This is a genomic window from Roseateles sp. YR242 (assembly GCF_900109745.1).
Taxonomy (GTDB): Bacteria; Pseudomonadota; Gammaproteobacteria; order Burkholderiales; family Burkholderiaceae_C; genus Roseateles.
This window is the reverse complement of sequence record NZ_FOAV01000006.1, coordinates 24,864-41,008: the sequence shown is the minus strand read 5'-3', so window position 1 is coordinate 41,008 and position 16,145 is coordinate 24,864. Positions and strand designations below refer to the sequence as shown.

Sequence of the window (16,145 nt, the reverse complement as noted above, 5' to 3'; positions counted from 1 at the left end):
GGGGTGTCAGGCCGGCAGGTCGAACACCAGCACTTCGGCGTCTTGCCCCTGCTCGACCACCAGCTTGTCCTCCTTGGCGATCTGGAGGGCGTCACCTGTGGAGAGCTTCTCGCCGTTGACAGTCAGTTCGCCCCGCACCAGGTGCACATAGCTCAGGCGTCCTTCGGCCAGCGGCAGCTCGGCACGTTCATCACCATTGAACAGTCCGACGAAAAGCCGGGCGTCCTGGTGAATGGACACCGAGTCCTGCGCGCCATCGGGCGAGGCGATCAGCCGCAGGCGTCCACGCTTCTCGGTTTCCGGGAAGTGCTTCTGCTCGTAGCCTGGTGTCACCCCTTGCTGGTTGGGCATGATCCAGATCTGCAGGAAGTGGGTCTGGCCGTCCTTCGAGTGGTTGTACTCGCTGTGCATCACACCGGTGCCGGCGCTCATGCGCTGGACGTCTCCGGGGCGTATCACCCCGGCATGGGCGCCGCCCGGCTTGCCGTTGCCCATGCTGTCTTCGTGGGCCAGTTCGCCGCTCAGCACATAGCTGATGATCTCCATGTCCCGGTGGCCGTGGGTGCCGAAGCCGGTACCGCCGGCGACCTTGTCCTCGTTGATCACCCGCAGCGGGCCGAACCCCATGCGACGGGGGTTGTAGTAGTTGGCGAACGAAAAGCTGTGGAAGCTCTTGAGCCAACCATGATCGGCATAACCACGGTCCGAGGACTTGATCAGTTCACGCATGTTGTTGCTCCTTGTTGACTTGCGATGGCTTCACTGTAGGGAAGGCGACCCCTCCCGAGGGGGAGGGGTTTTGAGGTCTCCATTCAAATAAGATGAAGCCATGTCACAACACGACAAACGACGGGCTCTGACCCCTGAAGCGCTGGCCATGATGGACAGCATTGCCCGCAGCGGCAGCTTTGCTGCGGCCGCGCGAGAGATGGGCAAGGTGCCATCGGCACTGACCTACAGCGTTCGGCAACTGGAAGACGCGCTGGACGTGCTGTTGTTTGACCGCAGCTCGCGGCAGGCGGTGCTGACAAGTGCCGGGCAGGAGTTGCTGACCGAGGGGCGCCGGCTGCTGCTGGAGATCGATGCCGTGGCCAATCGGGTCAAGCGGGTGGCCACCGGCTGGGAAAGCGAGCTGACCATCGCGGTGGATGACGCGCTGGCGCGGCGTGCGCTGTTCGACCTGATGGAGTCCTTCTATCAATACACCGAGGACGGCCGCCCGCCGCCCACCCGGTTGAAGCTGCGTACCGAGGTCATGTCCGGCACCTGGGAGGCCTTGATGTCGGGCCAGGCGGATCTGGCCATCGGCACCAACAACCAGACACCCGGCAGCCTGGTGATCTGCGAGGTGCTGGGGACCATGGAGATGGTGTTTTGCGTGGCGCCGCACCACCCGCTGGCCAAGGTGGAGACCACGCTGACCTCGGCGGACCTGGCGCCCCACCGTATCGTGGCGGTGGCGGACACGGCGCGCAGCCTGGCGCCTATCACCCTGGGCGTGATGCCGGGCCAGGAGGTGCTGACCGTGCCCTCCATGGCCACCAAGCTGGAGGCGCTGGTGCGCGGCCTGGGCTGCGGCTTCCTGCCGACCTCCATGGTGCGGCGGCATGTGGAGGCTGGCCGGCTGCTCATGAAGCCGACCTTCCAGGGCAAGCGGGTCTCGCCGATGAACTATGCCTGGCGCAACACGGGCCACCCGCCCGCCAAGGCCCTGGCCTGGTGGCTGAAGCAGTTGCAGAGCGAGACCACCCGGCGGGCGCTGCTGGACCAGCACGAGGGTCTGTTGCTGTGAGTGTTCCGGACTCGCGGGAGCGGGGAGGCCGTGCGTCCAGTGCGTACATTGGGCACTACAGGGGACGCTTTGCCCCGTCGCCGACCGGCCCCTTGCACGAGGGCTCACTGGTGGCGGCGCTGGCCAGTTGGCTGGATGCCCGGGCTCATGGCGGGCAGTGGCTGGTCCGGATCGAGGATGTGGACCGGCCACGCTGCCCGCCTGGCCTGGACGCGCTGATGCTGGCGCAACTGGCGCAGGTCGGGCTGGTGCCGGATGAGCCACCGGTATGGCAGTCCGACCCCGCGCAGGAGGCGCGCTACCGCATCGCCCTGGAAGCGCTGGTGGCCCAGGGCTGGGCCTACCCCTGTGGCTGTTCCCGCAAGGACATCGCGGAGGCGATTGCTGCTCGTGGTGGCTCCAAGGCACGGCACGGGGAGCTGGTCTATCCGGGCACCTGCCGGCACGGGTTGCAGGGCAAACCGGCGCGGGCCTGGCGTCTGCTGAGCACGGCGCGGCGATGGCCTGCGGCCGGTGATGTGGTCGCTCATGGGACCGGTGATTCGATCTGTGGTGCAGCCAGTGACGGCGCGCTGCCCGATCTGGATATCGATTGGACCGACCGCCGCCTGGGCCCTCAGCATCAGGACCTGACCCATGAGGTGGGCGATTTTGTGCTGCTGCGTGCCGATGGCCTGTGGGCCTACCAGTTGGCCGTGGTGGTGGACGACGGCTGGCAAGGCATCACCGACGTGGTCCGGGGCGAAGACCTGACCGACAACACCCCACGCCAGATTCGCCTGCAGCAACTGTTGGGTTTGCCGACGCCACGCTACCTGCACACCCCGCTGGTGATGGGCGGGAACGGCGAGAAGCTCTCCAAGCAGAACGGTGCGCAGGCGCTGGACCTGTCCGATCCGCTCGCCGCCTTGCGCAAGGCGGCCGCCCGGCTGGGCCTGCCGCCGCTGCCGGCCGAGACCGTGCCCGAACTCCTGGCAGCCGCTACCCAGGCCTGGCGGGATCTGTAGCCCCTTCGGCCGGCCGCCCGCCCGCACCGGTGTTGCGGCCTTGCCTCCCTCGCGCCGGAACACGGCCTCAAGGGCTGGCATGATTCAGGTTTTGCTTTTTGCCTTTCGAAGGACAACCATGACCACCACCGCCAGCGGCCTGCAATACGAAGACACCACCCCCGGGACCGGCGCGACCGCCCGTGCGGGCCAGGACGTCCAGGTGCACTACACCGGCTGGCTCTACCAGGACGGCCAGAAGGGGGCCAAGTTCGACTCGAGCAAGGATCGCGGAGAGCCCTTCGAGTTCGAACTGGATGGCGGCATGGTCATCAAGGGCTGGGACGAAGGCGTGCAGGGCATGCAGGTCGGCGGCACGCGTGTGTTGGTCATCCCGCCGCAGCTGGGCTATGGGGCCCGTGGCGCTGGCGGCGTGATCCCCCCGCATGCCACCCTGATGTTCGAGGTGGAACTGCTGGGCGTGAAGGGCGGCGCCGAGCCGATCTCGCTGGACCTGACGGCCCATGAGAGCGGCCTGCAATTCCAGGACACCGTGGTGGGCGAAGGCGCCGAGGCCGAAGCCGGCAAGCGCGTCACCGTGCACTACACCGGCTGGCTCTACAAGGACGGCGAGCGCGGCCGCAAGTTCGACTCCAGCAAGGACCGCCGGGACCCCTTCCGCTTCCACCTGGGTGGCGGCGAAGTGATCCAGGGCTGGGACCTGGGCGTGCAGGGCATGAAGGTGGGCGGCACCCGCTTCCTGGTCATCCCGTCGGAGCTGGGTTATGGCGCCTACGGCGCCGGTGGTGTGATCCCGCCGCACGCGACACTGCTGTTCGAAGTGGAGCTGCTGGCGGTCTGATCCGCTGCTCTAGGGAAGCGAGGGTCACCTCGGCTCGCGGGCGTGATACAGGGGTTCCCTAGTTGACCGACAGCACGTCCAGCAATTCGCTCTCGATCTGCAACTGCATGCGGCTCTGCTGAAGCGCAGCGCCGTCCAGCAAGAAGGTATCTTCCACCCGCTCGCCCAGGGTGGAGACCTTGGCCAGTTGCAGGTTGATGCCGTGGCGTGCCAGCACACGGGCGATGCCATACAACAGGCCGGCGCGGTCGGTGGCGCTGACAGACAGCAGCCAGCGCTGCGCCCGTTCATCGGGCCGCAGGTCCACGCGTGGTGTGAACGGGAAGCTCTTCACCCGGCGCGAGAGCCGGCCCTTGCGCGGCTCGGGCAGGGGGCTGGGGGACACCAGCGCCTGCGTGAGCTTGGACTCCACCAGCGCTGTCAGGTCGCGGTGATGCAGATCCAGCTCGGGCGCGATGACCTGGAAGGTGTCCAGCGCATAACCACTGCGCGTGGTGTGCACCTTGGCGTCCAGGATGTTGAAACCCGCCCCGTCGAAATATCCGCAGATGCGGGCAAACAGGTCTTGCTGGTCGCGCGCATAGACCAGCACCTGCAGGCCTTCACCTACGCCGGACGGGCGGGCGCTCACCACCGGCTCCATGCTGTCCACATGGCGCCAGAGGGCGCGGGCGTGCCAGGCCAGGTCGTGGGCATCGTGCCGGGCGAAGTAGCTGAGGTCCAGCGTCTTCCACAGGGCGTCTTCGGTACCCGGCAGTTGCGCATGCAGGGCCAGCGCATGGCGTGCCTCGGTCTTGCGGCCTTCGATTTCGGCCGCCAGATTGGGCTTGGCACCGCCCAGCGCGCGTAGCGTCAAGCGGTAGCAGTCTTCCAGCAGCTTGCCCTTCCAGGCGTTCCAGACCTTGGGGCCGGTGCCGCGGATGTCCGCCACGGTGAGCAGGTAGAGGGCGGTGAGGTGGCGCTCGTCCTTGACCAGGGTGGCGAACTGCTGGATGACTTCAGGGTCCGACAGGTCTTCCTTCTGGGCCACGCGGGAGAGCGTGAGGTGGTGCTCCACCAGGAACTCCACCACCTCTGAATCGTCCTTCGACAGGCCATGCGCGCGGCAGAACCGGCGGGCCTCGACGGCCCCCAGCTCGGAATGATCACCGCCACGGCCCTTGGCGATGTCGTGGAACAGTGCCGCGATGTAGAGCACCTCGGGACGGTCGAACTGCATCGCCAACTGGGAGCAGAATGGGTACTCGTGGGTGTGCTCCGGCACGAAGAAGCGGCGGATGTTGCGCAGCACCATCAGGATGTGCTGGTCCACCGTGTAGACGTGGAACAGGTCGTGCTGCATCTGGCCAACGATGCGCCGGAACACCCAGAGGTAGCGCCCCAGCACCGAGGTCTGGTTCATCAGCCGGAAGGCGTGGGTCTGCCCCTGTGACTGCCGCAGGATGCGCATGAAGGTGGCGCGGTTCACCGGGTCGCGCCGGAAGTCGCTGTTCATCAGCCCACGTGCGTGATACAGCGCGCGCAGCGTCTTGGCGGACAGCCCCTTGATGCCGGGTGTTTCCTGGTAGACCGCGAAGGTCTGCAGGATGGCCTCCGGGTGGCGTTCGTAGAGGTCGTCGGTGGCGACCTCCAGCATGCCGGAGCGTTCCAGGAAAAAGTCGTTGACTGGCTGCAGCCCGTTTTCACGGGTACTGTTGATCTGCTCTTCGAGGTTGAGCAGCGTGATCTGGTTGAGCTGGGTGACCGCCTTGGCCGCCCAGTAATAGCGGCGCATCAAGTGCTCCGAGGCGCGCAGCGAGGGCGTGGAGGCATAGCCGAAGCTTTCCGCCACGGCGGTCTGCAGGTCGAAGACCAGGCGGTCTTCGCGCCGGCCGGCCACGATGTGAAGCCGGCAGCGGATCAGCTTGAGAACGCCTTCATTGCGCTGCAGGGCGCGCGCTTCCAGTGGCGTGATCAGGCCCTTGGCGGCGAGCTGCGGCCACGTCTTGCCCAGCGCAGCGGCGCGGGCGATCCAGACCAGCACCTGCAGGTCGCGCAGGCCGCCCGGACTTTCCTTGCAGTTGGGCTCCAGGGCGTAGGGGGTGTCTTCGTACTTGGTGTGACGCTGGCGCATCTCCAGTGTCTTGGCCCGCATGAAGGCACGCGGGTCCATCGCCTGGCAGAAGGCCTTGTCGAACTGGCGCACCAGCGGGCGGCCACCGGCCAGCCAGCGGGATTCGAGCAGCGCGGTCTGAATGGTGACGTCCCCAGCCGCTTCGTCCAGGCATTCGCGGACGGTGCGCACGGAGGAGCCGATTTCCAGGCCGATGTCCCAGCAGGCGGTGATGAAGCCTTCGATGGCCTGCTTGAGCGGGCCGGGCTGGTCGGGCTGCAGGCCCTCGGGCAACAGCAGCAGGACGTCCACATCCGAGTGCGGGAACAGCTCACCACGGCCATAGCCGCCAACGGCCACCAGCGCGGCGTCCTGGGCTTGAGCGGCCAAGCCGGAAAAGTCCCACAGCCGCTGCAGCGTGGCGTCCACATGGCGGGCCAGCAGCCGCATCAGCCGGGAGGCGGCCGAGACGGAGGGTTTGGCGCGCGCAAATTCCTGCAGCAGCGCCTGCTTGCCGGCCTTGAAGTCCTGGCGCAGGTCGGCCACGGAGAGCGCGCTGTCGGGAGGGGATGGGAGCGCGCTCATGAGGTGGACGGTCGGCCGCTGCAGGCGAGGGCGCTGAGGCGGGCGGCGCTGTGTGGGTGGTGTTGAAGGGGGGTGATGGAGGGCTGACGTCGGCGGTGCTGGGCGGGCCGCACAGCGTGGGTGGATACCCGCGCGGCGGCCGCGCGTTCAGGCCGAGGCGGTCTGTGGCTGCACGAAAGCCGGCGGGGCCGGGGTGCCGGCCGACTGGGTCAGAATTTCGTAGCCGGTCTCGGTCACCAGTACCGTGTGCTCCCACTGGGCGGAGAGCGAGCGGTCCTTGGTGACGATGGTCCAGCCATCGCGCATCTCGCCGATTTCGCGGCGGCCGGCGTTGATCATGGGTTCGATGGTGAACACCATGCCCGCCACCAGTTCCTCCAGAGTGCCGGGGCGGCCGTAGTGCAGCACCTGCGGCTCTTCATGGAACTTCTGGCCGATGCCGTGGCCACAGAATTCGCGCACCACCGAGAAGCCGTTGCTTTCCGCGAAGGTCTGGATGGCGTGGCCGATGTCGCCCAGGCGGATGCCGGGCTTGACCTTCTGGATGCCCTTCCACATGGCTTCGTAGGTGAAGTTGCACAAGCGCTTGGCAGCGATGGAGCCCTCACCGACGACGAACATCCGGCTGGTGTCACCGTGCCAGCCATCCTTGATGACGGTGACATCGATGTTGACGATGTCGCCGTTCTTCAGCGGGCGATCATTGGGGATGCCATGGCAGACCTGATGGTTGATCGAGGTGCAGATGGACTTGGGGTAGGGGGTGTAGCCGGGCGGCTGGTAGTTCAGCGGCGCGGGAATGGCCTGCTGGACGTTGACGATGTAGTCGTGGGCCAGCTTGTCCAGGTGTTCGGTCGTCACGCCCGGCTTGACATGCGGGGTGAGCATGTCCAGCACCTCGGAAGCGAGGCGGCCGGCGATGCGCATGGCGTCGATGTCGGCGCCTGTCTTGATCGTGATGGTCATGGGGCGTAAGTTTACCGCCTTGGCCCGGTGGCGAGGTTGCCTGGGGGCTCTTGAGTGGGTTTTGGTGCCATGAGCGGAGGGGTCAGTCTTGCCAGACCACCAGGCCGGAGTAGGCGGTGGCCAGCACCACGATGCCGAAGGCAATGCGGTACCAGGCAAAGGGCACGAAGCTGTGGCTGGCGATGTAGCGCAACAGCCAGCGCACGCAGATCCAGGCGCTGATGAAGGAGAACAGCAGGCCGACGGCAAAGATCGGCAGATCGGCCATCGCCAGCGCGTCACGTTCCTTGTAGAGGCTGTAGAGACCGGCGCCAATCAGCGTCGGAATGGCCAGGAAGAAACTGAAGTCCGTGGCCGCCTTGCGGGAGAGGCCGAGCAACATGCCCCCAATGATGGTGGAGCCCGATCGGCTGGTGCCTGGCACCATGGCCAGACACTGCACCAGACCCACCTTCAGCGCGTCCAGCGGCGTCATCTGGTCCACCTCGTGGATCCGCACCGTGCTGGCGGGGCGGCGCTCGGCCCAGAGGATGATGAAACCACCCACGATGAAGGTGGTAGCCACCACCACGGGGGTGAACAGGTGGGCCTTGATCACCTTGCCAAACAGGAGGCCCAGCACCACGGCCGGCAGGAAGGCAATCAGCACGTTGATGACAAAGCGGCGCGCGCGGACATCGCTGCCCAGCCCTGAGGCCGTCTCACGAAGGCGCTGCCAGTAAACGATGATCACCGCCAGAATGGCGCCGGTCTGGATCGCAATCTCGAAGACCTTGCCTTTGGTGTCACTGAAGCCCCCCAGCAGGGAGCCCGCCAGAATCAGGTGGCCCGTCGAGGAGATCGGCAGAAATTCGGTCAGGCCCTCCACGATCCCCATGATCGCGGCTTTGATCAACATCACTGTGTCCAACGTCAACTCCAGATGGATTCCGTCCGCTTTCCGGACATCGGGGCGGGGCCGCCGCATGATAGCGGCCGGCGAAGCCCGTTCTTCCCGCACGTCACCGTTGGATACCCGCAAATGAATGTGGGATGACGTACGGAGGGCCAATTGACAGGCTCTCTACAGGCTATCGACGGCTTCAAGACAGCTTTTGGACAGCTTTTGGACCGCTTCCGCGTCGCGACGACGAACCAAGTCAATCACCGCCAGGGCGGAAGATGATCGCCCTGGTGTTGCCCCGCTTGCTCGGTGGCGAGGCGAAAGCTACAGTACTGACCGGTTAGTCAGTATGAATATGTCCCAAGCCAAGCAACCGCTACCGGTGCGTCAACGGCGCAAGGAGGCCCGCCCGCAGGAATTGCTGGATGCGGCCCTGGCGCTGTTTGTCGAAAAGGGCTTCGCGGCCACCCGGTCCGAGGAGGTGGCGGTGCGCGCCGGTGTGTCCAAGGGCACGCTGTATCTCTACTACCCCTCCAAGGAAGAGCTGTTCAAGGCCGTCATCCGTGAATCCCTGGGCAGCAAGATCGCCGAGGGCCGGGAGGAGCTGGACAAGCACCAGGGGCCGATGACGGACCTGCTGGTGTGGATGATGCGTGAATGGTGGGCCCGCCTGGGGCTGACCGCCGCTGGCGGGATCATGAAGATCATGCTGGCCGAGGCCCGTAACTTCCCGGAGATTGCCGCGTTCTACGTGGAGGAGGTGATCGAACCGAGCTGCGCCATGCTGGCGGAAGTGATCCGCCGCGGCGTGGCCAGCGGGGAATTCCGCCCGGTGGACCCGGATGCTGCCGTGCATGTGCTGATCGGCCCCATCCTGCATCTGGTGCTGCATCAGCACTCCATGGGCGCCTGCGGACTGGAGCTCGGACCCAAGAAAGATCCGGAGGCCGTGATCGCGCTCCACCTGGAGCTGCTTTTCAAGGGACTTCTCAACCGCCCGCCCAACGAGGGCAACCTGCTCGTCGGCGCCTAGAATACCGCCCGCATCGGTGCGCCATGGGGCCACCGGAAGGACCTGGACATGAACTTCGAAAAAGCCCGCTTCAACATGATCGAGCAGCAGATCCGCCCCTGGGATGTGCTGGATACCTCCGTGCTGGAACTGCTGGCCGTCGTGAAGCGTGAGGACTTCGTCCCCGCCGCCCACCGCGATGTGGCCTTCACCGACGTCGAGCTGCCGCTGGGCCATGGCCGCCACATGCTGCCGCCCCGGGTGGAAGCACGCTGGATGCAGGAGCTGCAGGTCAAGCGCCACGAAAAGGTGCTGGAGATCGGCACGGGCACCGGCTATGTGGCCGCACTGCTGGGTTACAAAGTGCAGCACGTGCACACCATCGAGCGTGATCCCGTGCTGGCCACGCAGGCGCGCGAGTCGCTGCGTCGCGCGGGGGTGTTGAACGTCACGGTCGTCGAGGGCGATGGCACCCAGGGCCTGCCCGGCGAGGCGCCGTTCGACGTCATCCTGCTGGCGGGCTCGGTGCACCAGGTGCCGCAGCTGCTGCTGGACCAGCTCAAGATCGGCGGCCGCCTGGCGGCGATCGTCGGCGACGAGCCGGCCATGGTGGCGCAGATCATCTACCGGACCGGCGAGCGCGAGTTCCGGCACGAAAACCTGTTTGAGACAGTGGTGGAGCGCCTGCCGGGCTTTGATACCGGCTCGCACTTCCATTTCTGAACGCTGCAGCTGAACGGCGCGATGCAGGAACTGAATGTCCAGGAACTCCAGGCATGGGCCCGGCAGGTGCCCGCGCCGCTGTTGCTGGACGTGCGGGAGCCCTGGGAGGTCGCGCTGGCACGTATCGATGTGCCGGGTCTTGCCTGGGCACATGTGGCGATGGGGGATATCCCGTCGCAATTGCAGACGCTGGACCCCAAGCAGCCCATCGCCGTTTATTGCCATCACGGGGTCCGAAGTCTGCAGGTCGTCGCATTTCTTTCGCGACAGGGCTTCGATGTGGTCTATAACCTCGCCGGCGGCATCGACGCCTGGTCGCGGGAGATCGACCCGTCGGTGCCGCGGTATTGATCCATCGCCTGTTCGAGAATATTACATAGACACGAGGAAGCCTCATGGCCGCTGATCGCCGTACGCCCCTGACCCGCCGTCTGCCGCGGATGACGCTGTTGATGGCCGCCCTAGGCCTGGCCGGCGCGGTCCACGCGCAAAGCCTGCAGGAGGTGTACGACGCGGCACGTGGTTATGACGCGACCTACCTGGCCGCCCGCGCCATCGCCGATGCCGCCCAGTACCAATTGGGCCAGGCCGAAGCCCTCAACAAACCCACGCTGGGTGTGGGCGCCAGCGCCACGCGCACCGAGACGGATCCGCCCAACAGCGTGTCGCGCGACCGCTTCGGCAACACCGTGACCACCGCCGGCCTGACTGCCTCGTACGCACTGTTCAACCGCAGCAACAGCGTCACCATCGAGCAGGCCCGCAAGAACGTGGAAGTGGCCCAGTCCGACCTGGATACGGCCGAGCAGGACCTGATCATCCGCATCGCCACCGCCTACTTCGACGTGCTGGCGGCGCAGGATGCGCTCTCCACATCGCGCGCCAACAAGGCCGCGATTGCCGAGCAGCTGGCCTCGGCCAAGCGCAATTTCGAGGTGGGTACGGCCACCATCACCGACACCCGCGAAGCCCAGGCGCGCTACGACCTGGCCACCGCCCAGGAACTGGCCGCGGACAACGACCTGCGCGTCAAGGGTGTGACGCTGGATCAACTGGTGGGCCGTGTGGGCGTGGCGCCGCGACCGCTGGCCACCCCGGTGGCATTGCCCCCCGTGACGCCGAGCACCGTGGACCCCTGGGTCAACACGGGGCAGGACGGCCACCCGGCGATCCGCAAGGCCCGACTGGGCCTGGACGTGGCCCGCCTGGAGATTGACAAGGCCAAGGCCGGCCGCCTGCCGACCGTGGACCTGACCGGTACCTTTGGCGCTCAACGCCAGACCGGCACCGGCCTGAGCTACACCGGCAACGTGACCAATGCGACGGCTGCGGTGGCGGTGAACATGCCCATCTACAGCGGTGGTGCCATCACCAATCGCATTCGCGAGACCGTCGCGCTGGAAGAGAAGTCCCGCAATGACCTGGACTTTGCCCGCCGCAGTGTGGAGGAGGGCACCAAGCGCGCCTTCTTCGGGGTGCAGTCGCTGCAGGCGCAGGTGCAGGCCTATGAAGCGGCGGAGGCCTCCTCCAAGCTCGCCCTGGAAGCCACGCAGTTGGGCTACAAGGTGGGGGTGCGGGTCAACCTGGATGTGCTGAATGCGCAGACCCAGCTCTACACCACGCAACGCGACCTGGCCAAGGCCCGATATGACGTGCTGGTGAACAGCCTCAAGCTGCGCCAGGCCTCCGGCCAACTGCGTCCGGAAGATGTGACCGCCATCAACGGCCTGCTGGCGCGCTGAGCCACACCGGCGACATGAAGGCCGCCTGCAGGGCGGCCTTCTGCTTTCTGCTGTCCTGCCTTCTGGTGGTGTGGCTTCCCCGCCAGGGCGGGGGCGGCGGGACGGCCTGGCGCGGGTCAGTGTGTCGCCAAGTGTGTCCTGCAGTGCGCCATGCAGATCGCTCTGCTGCCATCCCAGGGACAGGTCTTGATCACAGGCGCGAAGGGCTCGGCGACAATCGCCGCCATGTTGTATGTGATCTCCCCCGCCAAGTCGCTGGACTACGACACGCCCACCCCGGCCGAGGTGGGTGCGCTGTCGGCGCCGCCGCATTTCATTCCCCAGGCTGCCGCGCTGATCGAGCTGCTGAAGACCAGGAGCCAGGCCGATATCGCCGGGATGATGGACATCTCCGACGCTCTGGCCTCCCTCAACCTGGCGCGTTATGCCGCCTGGTCCCCCCGCTTCACGGACGAGAACAGCAAGCCCGCCGTGCTGGCCTTCAATGGGGATGTGTATGACGGCCTGCAGGCAGCCACGCTAAGCCTGGCCGATCTGCAATGGGCCCAGCAGCACCTGGCCATCCTGTCCGGCCTGTATGGCGTGCTGCGGCCGCTGGATCGGCTTCAGCCCTACCGGCTGGAAATGGGCACCGCGCTGGCCAACCCCAAGGGCAAGAACCTGTACGCCTACTGGGGTGACGCCATTGCTGACCACCTCAATGAACGCAGCATCCAGCTGCAGACGCCGGTGATCGTGAACCTGGCCTCCCAGGAGTATTTCAAGGCGGCGGCCCGCCCGGCGCTCAAGCCCCGGGTCATCGAATGCCAGTTTGAAGACTGGAAGGGTGGCCGCTACAAGATCATCAGTTTCTTCGCCAAGCGGGCGCGGGGATTGATGGCGCGCTACGCCATCCAGAATCACATCCAGACACCAGCTGCGCTGCAGGACTTCGCGGCGGACGGCTACGCTTATGCCTCGGAAGTCAGTACCCCGGACCGCCTGGTGTTTCGCCGGCGGCTGGTGGACTGAACGATTGACAGGAGCACCCTCAGGGAACGGGCCAGCATCATGAACAGCTCGCAATATCTCACCGTCGAACTGCGCCAATGGATCGAGGCGCAACTGCACAACGGGATCACCCGTGAAGCGCTTTACCAGGCCATGTTGAGCAGTGGCTGGCAACCGGACCTGGCGCGCCAGGCGCTGGAGGAACACCCGTCGGCCGAGCCCGCGCTGGCGCTCCCGGCGGTCGCTGAGCCCGTGGTTCAGCCTGGCTCGGTGCCGGAACCCGACCTGGGGGACCACCGCTCGGTGCTGCTGCCCGATGGTCACCGTGTGCAGGTGTTGATGACTTTGCAGCGGCCCCGGGTGATCGTGTTTGGCGGGTTGCTCACGGAAGAGGAGTGTGATGCCATCACAGCCGCTGCCAGCGCGCGCCTGGCGCGTTCTGAGACGGTGGCCTCCCAGAAGGAGGGCAGCGAGGTCAATGCGGCGCGGACCAGCGAAGGCATGTTCTTCGAACGTGGTGAGTTCGATGTGGTGGCACGCGTCGAGGCACGCATCGCTGCGCTGGTCAACTGGCCGCTGCGCAATGGCGAGGGCCTGCAGGTGCTGCGCTACCGTGCGGGCGCCGAGTACCAGCCGCACTATGACTATTTCGACCCCCGGCATGCCAGCAGCAAGGCCATCCTTCAGCGTGGCGGCCAGCGTGTGGGCACCTTGGTGATGTATCTGAACACGCCGACCCGGGGTGGTGCCACGGTGTTCCCGGACGTCAAGCTGGACGTGATGGCGCAAAAGGGCAATGCCGTGTTCTTCAGCTATGACCGGCCGGAGCCTGGCACGCTCACCCTGCACGGCGGCGCGCCAGTGCTGGAAGGTGAGAAGTGGGTGGCGACGAAATGGCTGCGACAAGGGGAATTTGTCTGAGGCCAGTGGTCGCACCCGGATTCCCCTCCGATCAGTGTCGGGCTTGTTTCAATTTGAGGTATTCATGACATCGATGTCTGTGATCAAGAAGGCCGTGCTCGGCGCTGCCCTGGGTGTGTCCGCGCTGGTGGCGGCCCCTGCGTTGGCGCAGCATGATCTGACCGCACCGGCGGTGGCGGGTTCGCATCAGGCGCAGCCCGGTGGCGCCCAGAAGGTGGCGCCAAAGAAGAAGGCAGCGCCGAAGAAGGTGGTGGCCAGGAAGTCGGCCAAGAAGTCCGTCAGCAAGCCGGCGAGCAAGCCGACCAAGGTGGCCAAGCGCACGCGCAAGGCGGTGCCAGACAAGCATCAAGGGTCGCCGACCCACCGCACCCATACGGCGACTCCCAAAGTGTCGACCAAGCATCAGGTGCCTCATCGTGGCTGATTGCGGCTGATTGCGGCTGATTGCCGCAGGTCCCAAACGTCGGCATTTCTGGGCGATGCTTCGAGGTGCTCCGGGGTGCTCCGGGGCGCTCCGGGGTGGGTGCCAGGGGCAATAAAAAAGCAGCCCGCAGGCTGCTTTTTTTGATGGCGCCCTGTGAAAAAGGGCGCTTCAAGCGGATCTGAGGGTCAGACGCGCTTGCGGTACTCGTTCGTACGGGTGTCGATTTCGATGTTGTCGCCCTGGGCCACGAAGATGGGCACGGGGATTTCGAAACCGGTGGCGATCTTGGCAGGCTTGAGCACCTTGCCCGAGGTGTCGCCCTTGACGGCCGGCTCGGTCCAGGTCACTTCACGCACCACGCTGGTGGGCAGTTCCACGGAGATGGCCTTGCCGTCATAGAACACCACTTCAACTTCCATGCCGTCTTGCAGGTAGTTGATGGCTTCGCCCATGTTTTCGGCTTCCACTTCGTACTGGTTGTACTCGGTGTCCATGAACACATACATCGGGTCGGCGAAGTAGGAGTAGGTGCAATCCTTCTTCTCGAGGATGATCTGGTCCATCTTGTCGTCGGCCTTGAAGACGACTTCAGTGCCCGAATTGTTCAGCAGGCTCTTGAGCTTCATACGGACCGTGGCGGCATTGCGGCCACCGCGGCTGTATTCGGTCTTCAGCACGACCATCGGGTCCTTGCCGTGCATGATCACGTTGCCGGCGCGAATTTCTTGAGCAATCTTCATGATGATTCCGGGAAAAATCCGGGACAGTTCTTGGGATGCGGTTCAGTGCCCACCAAAAGGGGCTGTCAAATGACCATCTCTTGAGATGCTCATTCCCTGAGCCTGCGGATCCGTACTGTGCTCCGGCAGTGTGGCGCCCCCACTGATCATGCCAACCATGGCAGTGCGGCGAAAAGCCTCGCATTCTAGCTCGAAACCCCCGCCTTGCCCAAAGCAAAGCCCATGAGCTGGGTGACGAGATCCGCCTGTTCCATCAATTTGGCACGCCAGGTGCATGACTGGCCACGGGCGGCGGGGAGGCTGTCCAGCGCCGCACGCGCGCTGTGCTCCCAGGGCGCCAGGCCATTCCAGGCACGGTTCAGCGCCAGCCAGTCGGCCCGCAGGGCGGCGTCCGAGCCTTCCCAGGCGCGGTCGAGGAAGGCTCCCAGCTTGGGACTGTGGGCCCCGTCGTCCTGGAAGTAGATCTGCCACAGCATGGGCTGGCCGGCCCATTGCGCCCGGACAAAGGAGTCTTCGCCGCGCACCAGGTTCAGGTCGCAGGACCAGAGCAGACGGTCGTAGTCGGCCTGGCTGAGGTAGGGCAGGCAGACATGCCGCTGCCCGGGCCGCAGCCGCGGGGGTACGGCCTGTTGTCCGGCGCCGGGGCACAGAAGCAGTCGCCAGCGGCCGGGCAGGGCGTCCAGCAAGCCGTCCCAAGGTGCCTGGGGGTAGGCGAACAGGCTCAATACCCGCTCGCCGGGTTCGCGGCCCCAGCCCCGTTCGGCCAGCCAAAGGGCGTCTTGGTGAGTCTGGACCTGATCCACGAGGCCAGGTTCGCGCAGCAGACCACCGGTGCGGGTGGTGAACCCCGGGTAGAAGAACCATTTGGTCAGGCCCTTGCCGGGGCCTGAGAACTGCGGCGACTGCAAGCCATGGCTGCGCTCGACATAGTCCTCGGCGCTGAGGTATTCGAGATTGATCCAGACCGGCGCGGTGCAGCGCGCTGCCATGGCAGCGAGATAAGGCGCGGGCGGCTCGCAGCCGAAGGTCTCGATCACCACGTCTGCCGGCGCGGCGTTTTCGCTTTGTTCCCAGGGCAGGGCCTGCACGCCGGGAATGGCCGTGGGTTGCATCCAGGTGAGTGCGCCGAGGTTGTCGCACCACAGCCGCACCTGCTGTCCGCGCGCGGCCAGGTCACGCGCCAGGCGCAGGCACACGCCCAGATCGCCGTGGTTGTCGATGACACGGCAGAACACGTCCCATCGCTGGGCGATGGCGGGGGTGGGGGCGGCAGCGTTGCGGGGAGAGGTTTCAGGAGACTCGGCCATGGGTAAATTATCCGGCGGCACAATGCCGGCCCATGAGCACGATCCCGACCGACCCGGAGACCCCGGTGCCGGACCCCGATTCATCCCGACAGCCCCACGCGCAACCTGAGGAGCCCCCGG

Annotated in this window: 16 protein-coding genes and 1 pseudogene; 11 read left to right on the top strand and 6 right to left on the bottom strand. The window is 65.9% G+C overall.

Annotated elements, in window-relative coordinates:
- Nucleotides 1–6 precede the first annotated feature (6 nt).
- The gene (locus tag BMY53_RS13205) at nt 7–729 is read right to left on the bottom strand and encodes a pirin family protein (protein WP_092946951.1); all 723 of its coding nucleotides are present in this window, start codon (nt 727–729) and stop codon (nt 7–9) included.
- 100 nt (nt 730–829) lie between these two features.
- On the opposite strand from BMY53_RS13205, the gene BMY53_RS13200 reads away from it, so the two are divergent.
- The 4 genes and pseudogenes from BMY53_RS13200 (at nt 830) to BMY53_RS26395 (ending at nt 3,640) form a co-directional block, all read left to right on the top strand.
- Nucleotides 830–1,792, top strand: a complete 963-nt coding sequence (locus BMY53_RS13200) for a LysR substrate-binding domain-containing protein (RefSeq protein ID WP_092946950.1) — start codon at nt 830–832, stop codon at nt 1,790–1,792.
- A gap of 92 nt (nt 1,793–1,884) precedes the next feature.
- Nucleotides 1,885–2,799 carry a tRNA glutamyl-Q(34) synthetase GluQRS gene (gene gluQRS / locus BMY53_RS13195; RefSeq protein WP_310732113.1) on the top strand — a complete coding sequence of 305 codons (915 nt, stop codon included), beginning with the start codon at nt 1,885–1,887 and terminating at the stop codon, nt 2,797–2,799.
- A 118-nt stretch (nt 2,800–2,917) separates the two neighbouring features.
- Nucleotides 2,918–3,262: pseudogene (locus BMY53_RS26400) on the top strand (FKBP-type peptidyl-prolyl cis-trans isomerase); the annotation flags it as partial.
- Nucleotides 3,236–3,640 (top strand): FKBP-type peptidyl-prolyl cis-trans isomerase, encoded by a 405-nt coding sequence (locus BMY53_RS26395; protein ID WP_404947877.1) that lies wholly within the window; start codon nt 3,236–3,238, stop codon nt 3,638–3,640. The pseudogene BMY53_RS26400 and the gene BMY53_RS26395, both read left to right, overlap by 27 nt.
- A gap of 58 nt (nt 3,641–3,698) precedes the next feature.
- On the opposite strand, the gene BMY53_RS13185 is transcribed toward BMY53_RS26395, so the two are convergent.
- The 3 genes from BMY53_RS13185 to BMY53_RS13175 form a co-directional block, all read right to left on the bottom strand.
- Nucleotides 3,699–6,317: a [protein-PII] uridylyltransferase gene (locus BMY53_RS13185; protein ID WP_092946948.1), complete on the bottom strand. Its 2,619-nt coding sequence runs from the start codon at nt 6,315–6,317 to the stop codon at nt 3,699–3,701.
- A 147-nt stretch (nt 6,318–6,464) separates the two neighbouring features.
- Complete coding sequence (gene map / locus BMY53_RS13180) at nt 6,465–7,427, bottom strand: type I methionyl aminopeptidase (RefSeq protein WP_092946947.1); 963 nt, start codon at nt 7,425–7,427, stop codon at nt 6,465–6,467.
- Nucleotides 7,366–8,193, bottom strand: coding sequence for an undecaprenyl-diphosphate phosphatase (locus BMY53_RS13175; protein WP_092946946.1), 828 nt, complete (start codon nt 8,191–8,193; stop codon nt 7,366–7,368). The genes map and BMY53_RS13175 overlap by 62 nt, the downstream gene beginning before the upstream one ends.
- Nucleotides 8,194–8,515: 322 nt before the next feature.
- Here BMY53_RS13175 and BMY53_RS13170 point away from each other — a divergent pair, with 322 nt between their 5' ends.
- The 7 genes from BMY53_RS13170 (at nt 8,516) to BMY53_RS13140 (ending at nt 13,978) form a co-directional block, all read left to right on the top strand.
- The gene (locus tag BMY53_RS13170; RefSeq protein WP_255370181.1) at nt 8,516–9,199 is read left to right on the top strand and encodes a TetR/AcrR family transcriptional regulator; all 684 of its coding nucleotides are present in this window, start codon (nt 8,516–8,518) and stop codon (nt 9,197–9,199) included.
- A 48-nt stretch (nt 9,200–9,247) separates the two neighbouring features.
- Nucleotides 9,248–9,901, top strand: coding sequence for a protein-L-isoaspartate O-methyltransferase family protein (locus BMY53_RS13165; protein ID WP_092946944.1), 654 nt, complete (start codon nt 9,248–9,250; stop codon nt 9,899–9,901).
- Between the two features lie 21 nt (nt 9,902–9,922).
- Complete coding sequence (locus tag BMY53_RS13160; protein WP_092946943.1) at nt 9,923–10,252, top strand: rhodanese-like domain-containing protein; 330 nt, start codon at nt 9,923–9,925, stop codon at nt 10,250–10,252.
- 44 nt (nt 10,253–10,296) lie between these two features.
- Complete coding sequence (locus BMY53_RS13155; RefSeq protein ID WP_092946942.1) at nt 10,297–11,643, top strand: TolC family outer membrane protein; 1,347 nt, start codon at nt 10,297–10,299, stop codon at nt 11,641–11,643.
- A gap of 225 nt (nt 11,644–11,868) precedes the next feature.
- Nucleotides 11,869–12,654 (top strand): peroxide stress protein YaaA, encoded by a 786-nt coding sequence (gene yaaA, locus BMY53_RS13150; RefSeq protein ID WP_092947147.1) that lies wholly within the window; start codon nt 11,869–11,871, stop codon nt 12,652–12,654.
- A 39-nt stretch (nt 12,655–12,693) separates the two neighbouring features.
- Nucleotides 12,694–13,554, top strand: coding sequence for a 2OG-Fe(II) oxygenase (locus BMY53_RS13145; RefSeq protein WP_092946941.1), 861 nt, complete (start codon nt 12,694–12,696; stop codon nt 13,552–13,554).
- 64 nt (nt 13,555–13,618) lie between these two features.
- On the top strand, nt 13,619–13,978 hold the full coding sequence (locus BMY53_RS13140) for a hypothetical protein (protein ID WP_143074063.1): 360 nt from the start codon (nt 13,619–13,621) through the stop codon (nt 13,976–13,978).
- A gap of 185 nt (nt 13,979–14,163) precedes the next feature.
- Here BMY53_RS13140 and efp read toward each other — a convergent pair whose 3' ends face one another.
- Together efp and earP are read right to left on the bottom strand one after the other, a co-directional pair.
- Nucleotides 14,164–14,718 carry an elongation factor P gene (gene efp, locus BMY53_RS13135; protein ID WP_092946939.1) on the bottom strand — a complete coding sequence of 185 codons (555 nt, stop codon included), beginning with the start codon at nt 14,716–14,718 and terminating at the stop codon, nt 14,164–14,166.
- Between the two features lie 185 nt (nt 14,719–14,903).
- Nucleotides 14,904–16,025 (bottom strand): elongation factor P maturation arginine rhamnosyltransferase EarP, encoded by a 1,122-nt coding sequence (earP, locus tag BMY53_RS13130; RefSeq protein ID WP_092946938.1) that lies wholly within the window; start codon nt 16,023–16,025, stop codon nt 14,904–14,906.
- Between the last annotated feature and the right edge of the window lie 120 nt (nt 16,026–16,145).

What these genes read in the sequence shown, in the direction of transcription:
- BMY53_RS13205 (WP_092946951.1), bottom strand. Translation starts at nt 729, where the DNA reads ATGCGTGAACTGATCAAGTCCTCGGACCGTGGTTATGCCGATCATGGT.
- BMY53_RS13200 (WP_092946950.1), top strand. Translation starts at nt 830, where the DNA reads ATGTCACAACACGACAAACGACGGGCTCTGACCCCTGAAGCGCTGGCC.
- BMY53_RS26395 (WP_404947877.1), top strand. Translation starts at nt 3,236, where the DNA reads ATGTTCGAGGTGGAACTGCTGGGCGTGAAGGGCGGCGCCGAGCCGATC.
- BMY53_RS13185 (WP_092946948.1), bottom strand. Translation starts at nt 6,317, where the DNA reads ATGAGCGCGCTCCCATCCCCTCCCGACAGCGCGCTCTCCGTGGCCGAC.
- BMY53_RS13170 (WP_255370181.1), top strand. Translation starts at nt 8,516, where the DNA reads ATGAATATGTCCCAAGCCAAGCAACCGCTACCGGTGCGTCAACGGCGC.
- BMY53_RS13165 (WP_092946944.1), top strand. Translation starts at nt 9,248, where the DNA reads ATGAACTTCGAAAAAGCCCGCTTCAACATGATCGAGCAGCAGATCCGC.
- BMY53_RS13160 (WP_092946943.1), top strand. Translation starts at nt 9,923, where the DNA reads ATGCAGGAACTGAATGTCCAGGAACTCCAGGCATGGGCCCGGCAGGTG.
- BMY53_RS13155 (WP_092946942.1), top strand. Translation starts at nt 10,297, where the DNA reads ATGGCCGCTGATCGCCGTACGCCCCTGACCCGCCGTCTGCCGCGGATG.
- yaaA (WP_092947147.1), top strand. Translation starts at nt 11,869, where the DNA reads ATGTTGTATGTGATCTCCCCCGCCAAGTCGCTGGACTACGACACGCCC.
- BMY53_RS13145 (WP_092946941.1), top strand. Translation starts at nt 12,694, where the DNA reads ATGAACAGCTCGCAATATCTCACCGTCGAACTGCGCCAATGGATCGAG.
- BMY53_RS13140 (WP_143074063.1), top strand. Translation starts at nt 13,619, where the DNA reads ATGACATCGATGTCTGTGATCAAGAAGGCCGTGCTCGGCGCTGCCCTG.
- efp (WP_092946939.1), bottom strand. Translation starts at nt 14,718, where the DNA reads ATGAAGATTGCTCAAGAAATTCGCGCCGGCAACGTGATCATGCACGGC.
- earP (WP_092946938.1), bottom strand. Translation starts at nt 16,025, where the DNA reads ATGGCCGAGTCTCCTGAAACCTCTCCCCGCAACGCTGCCGCCCCCACC.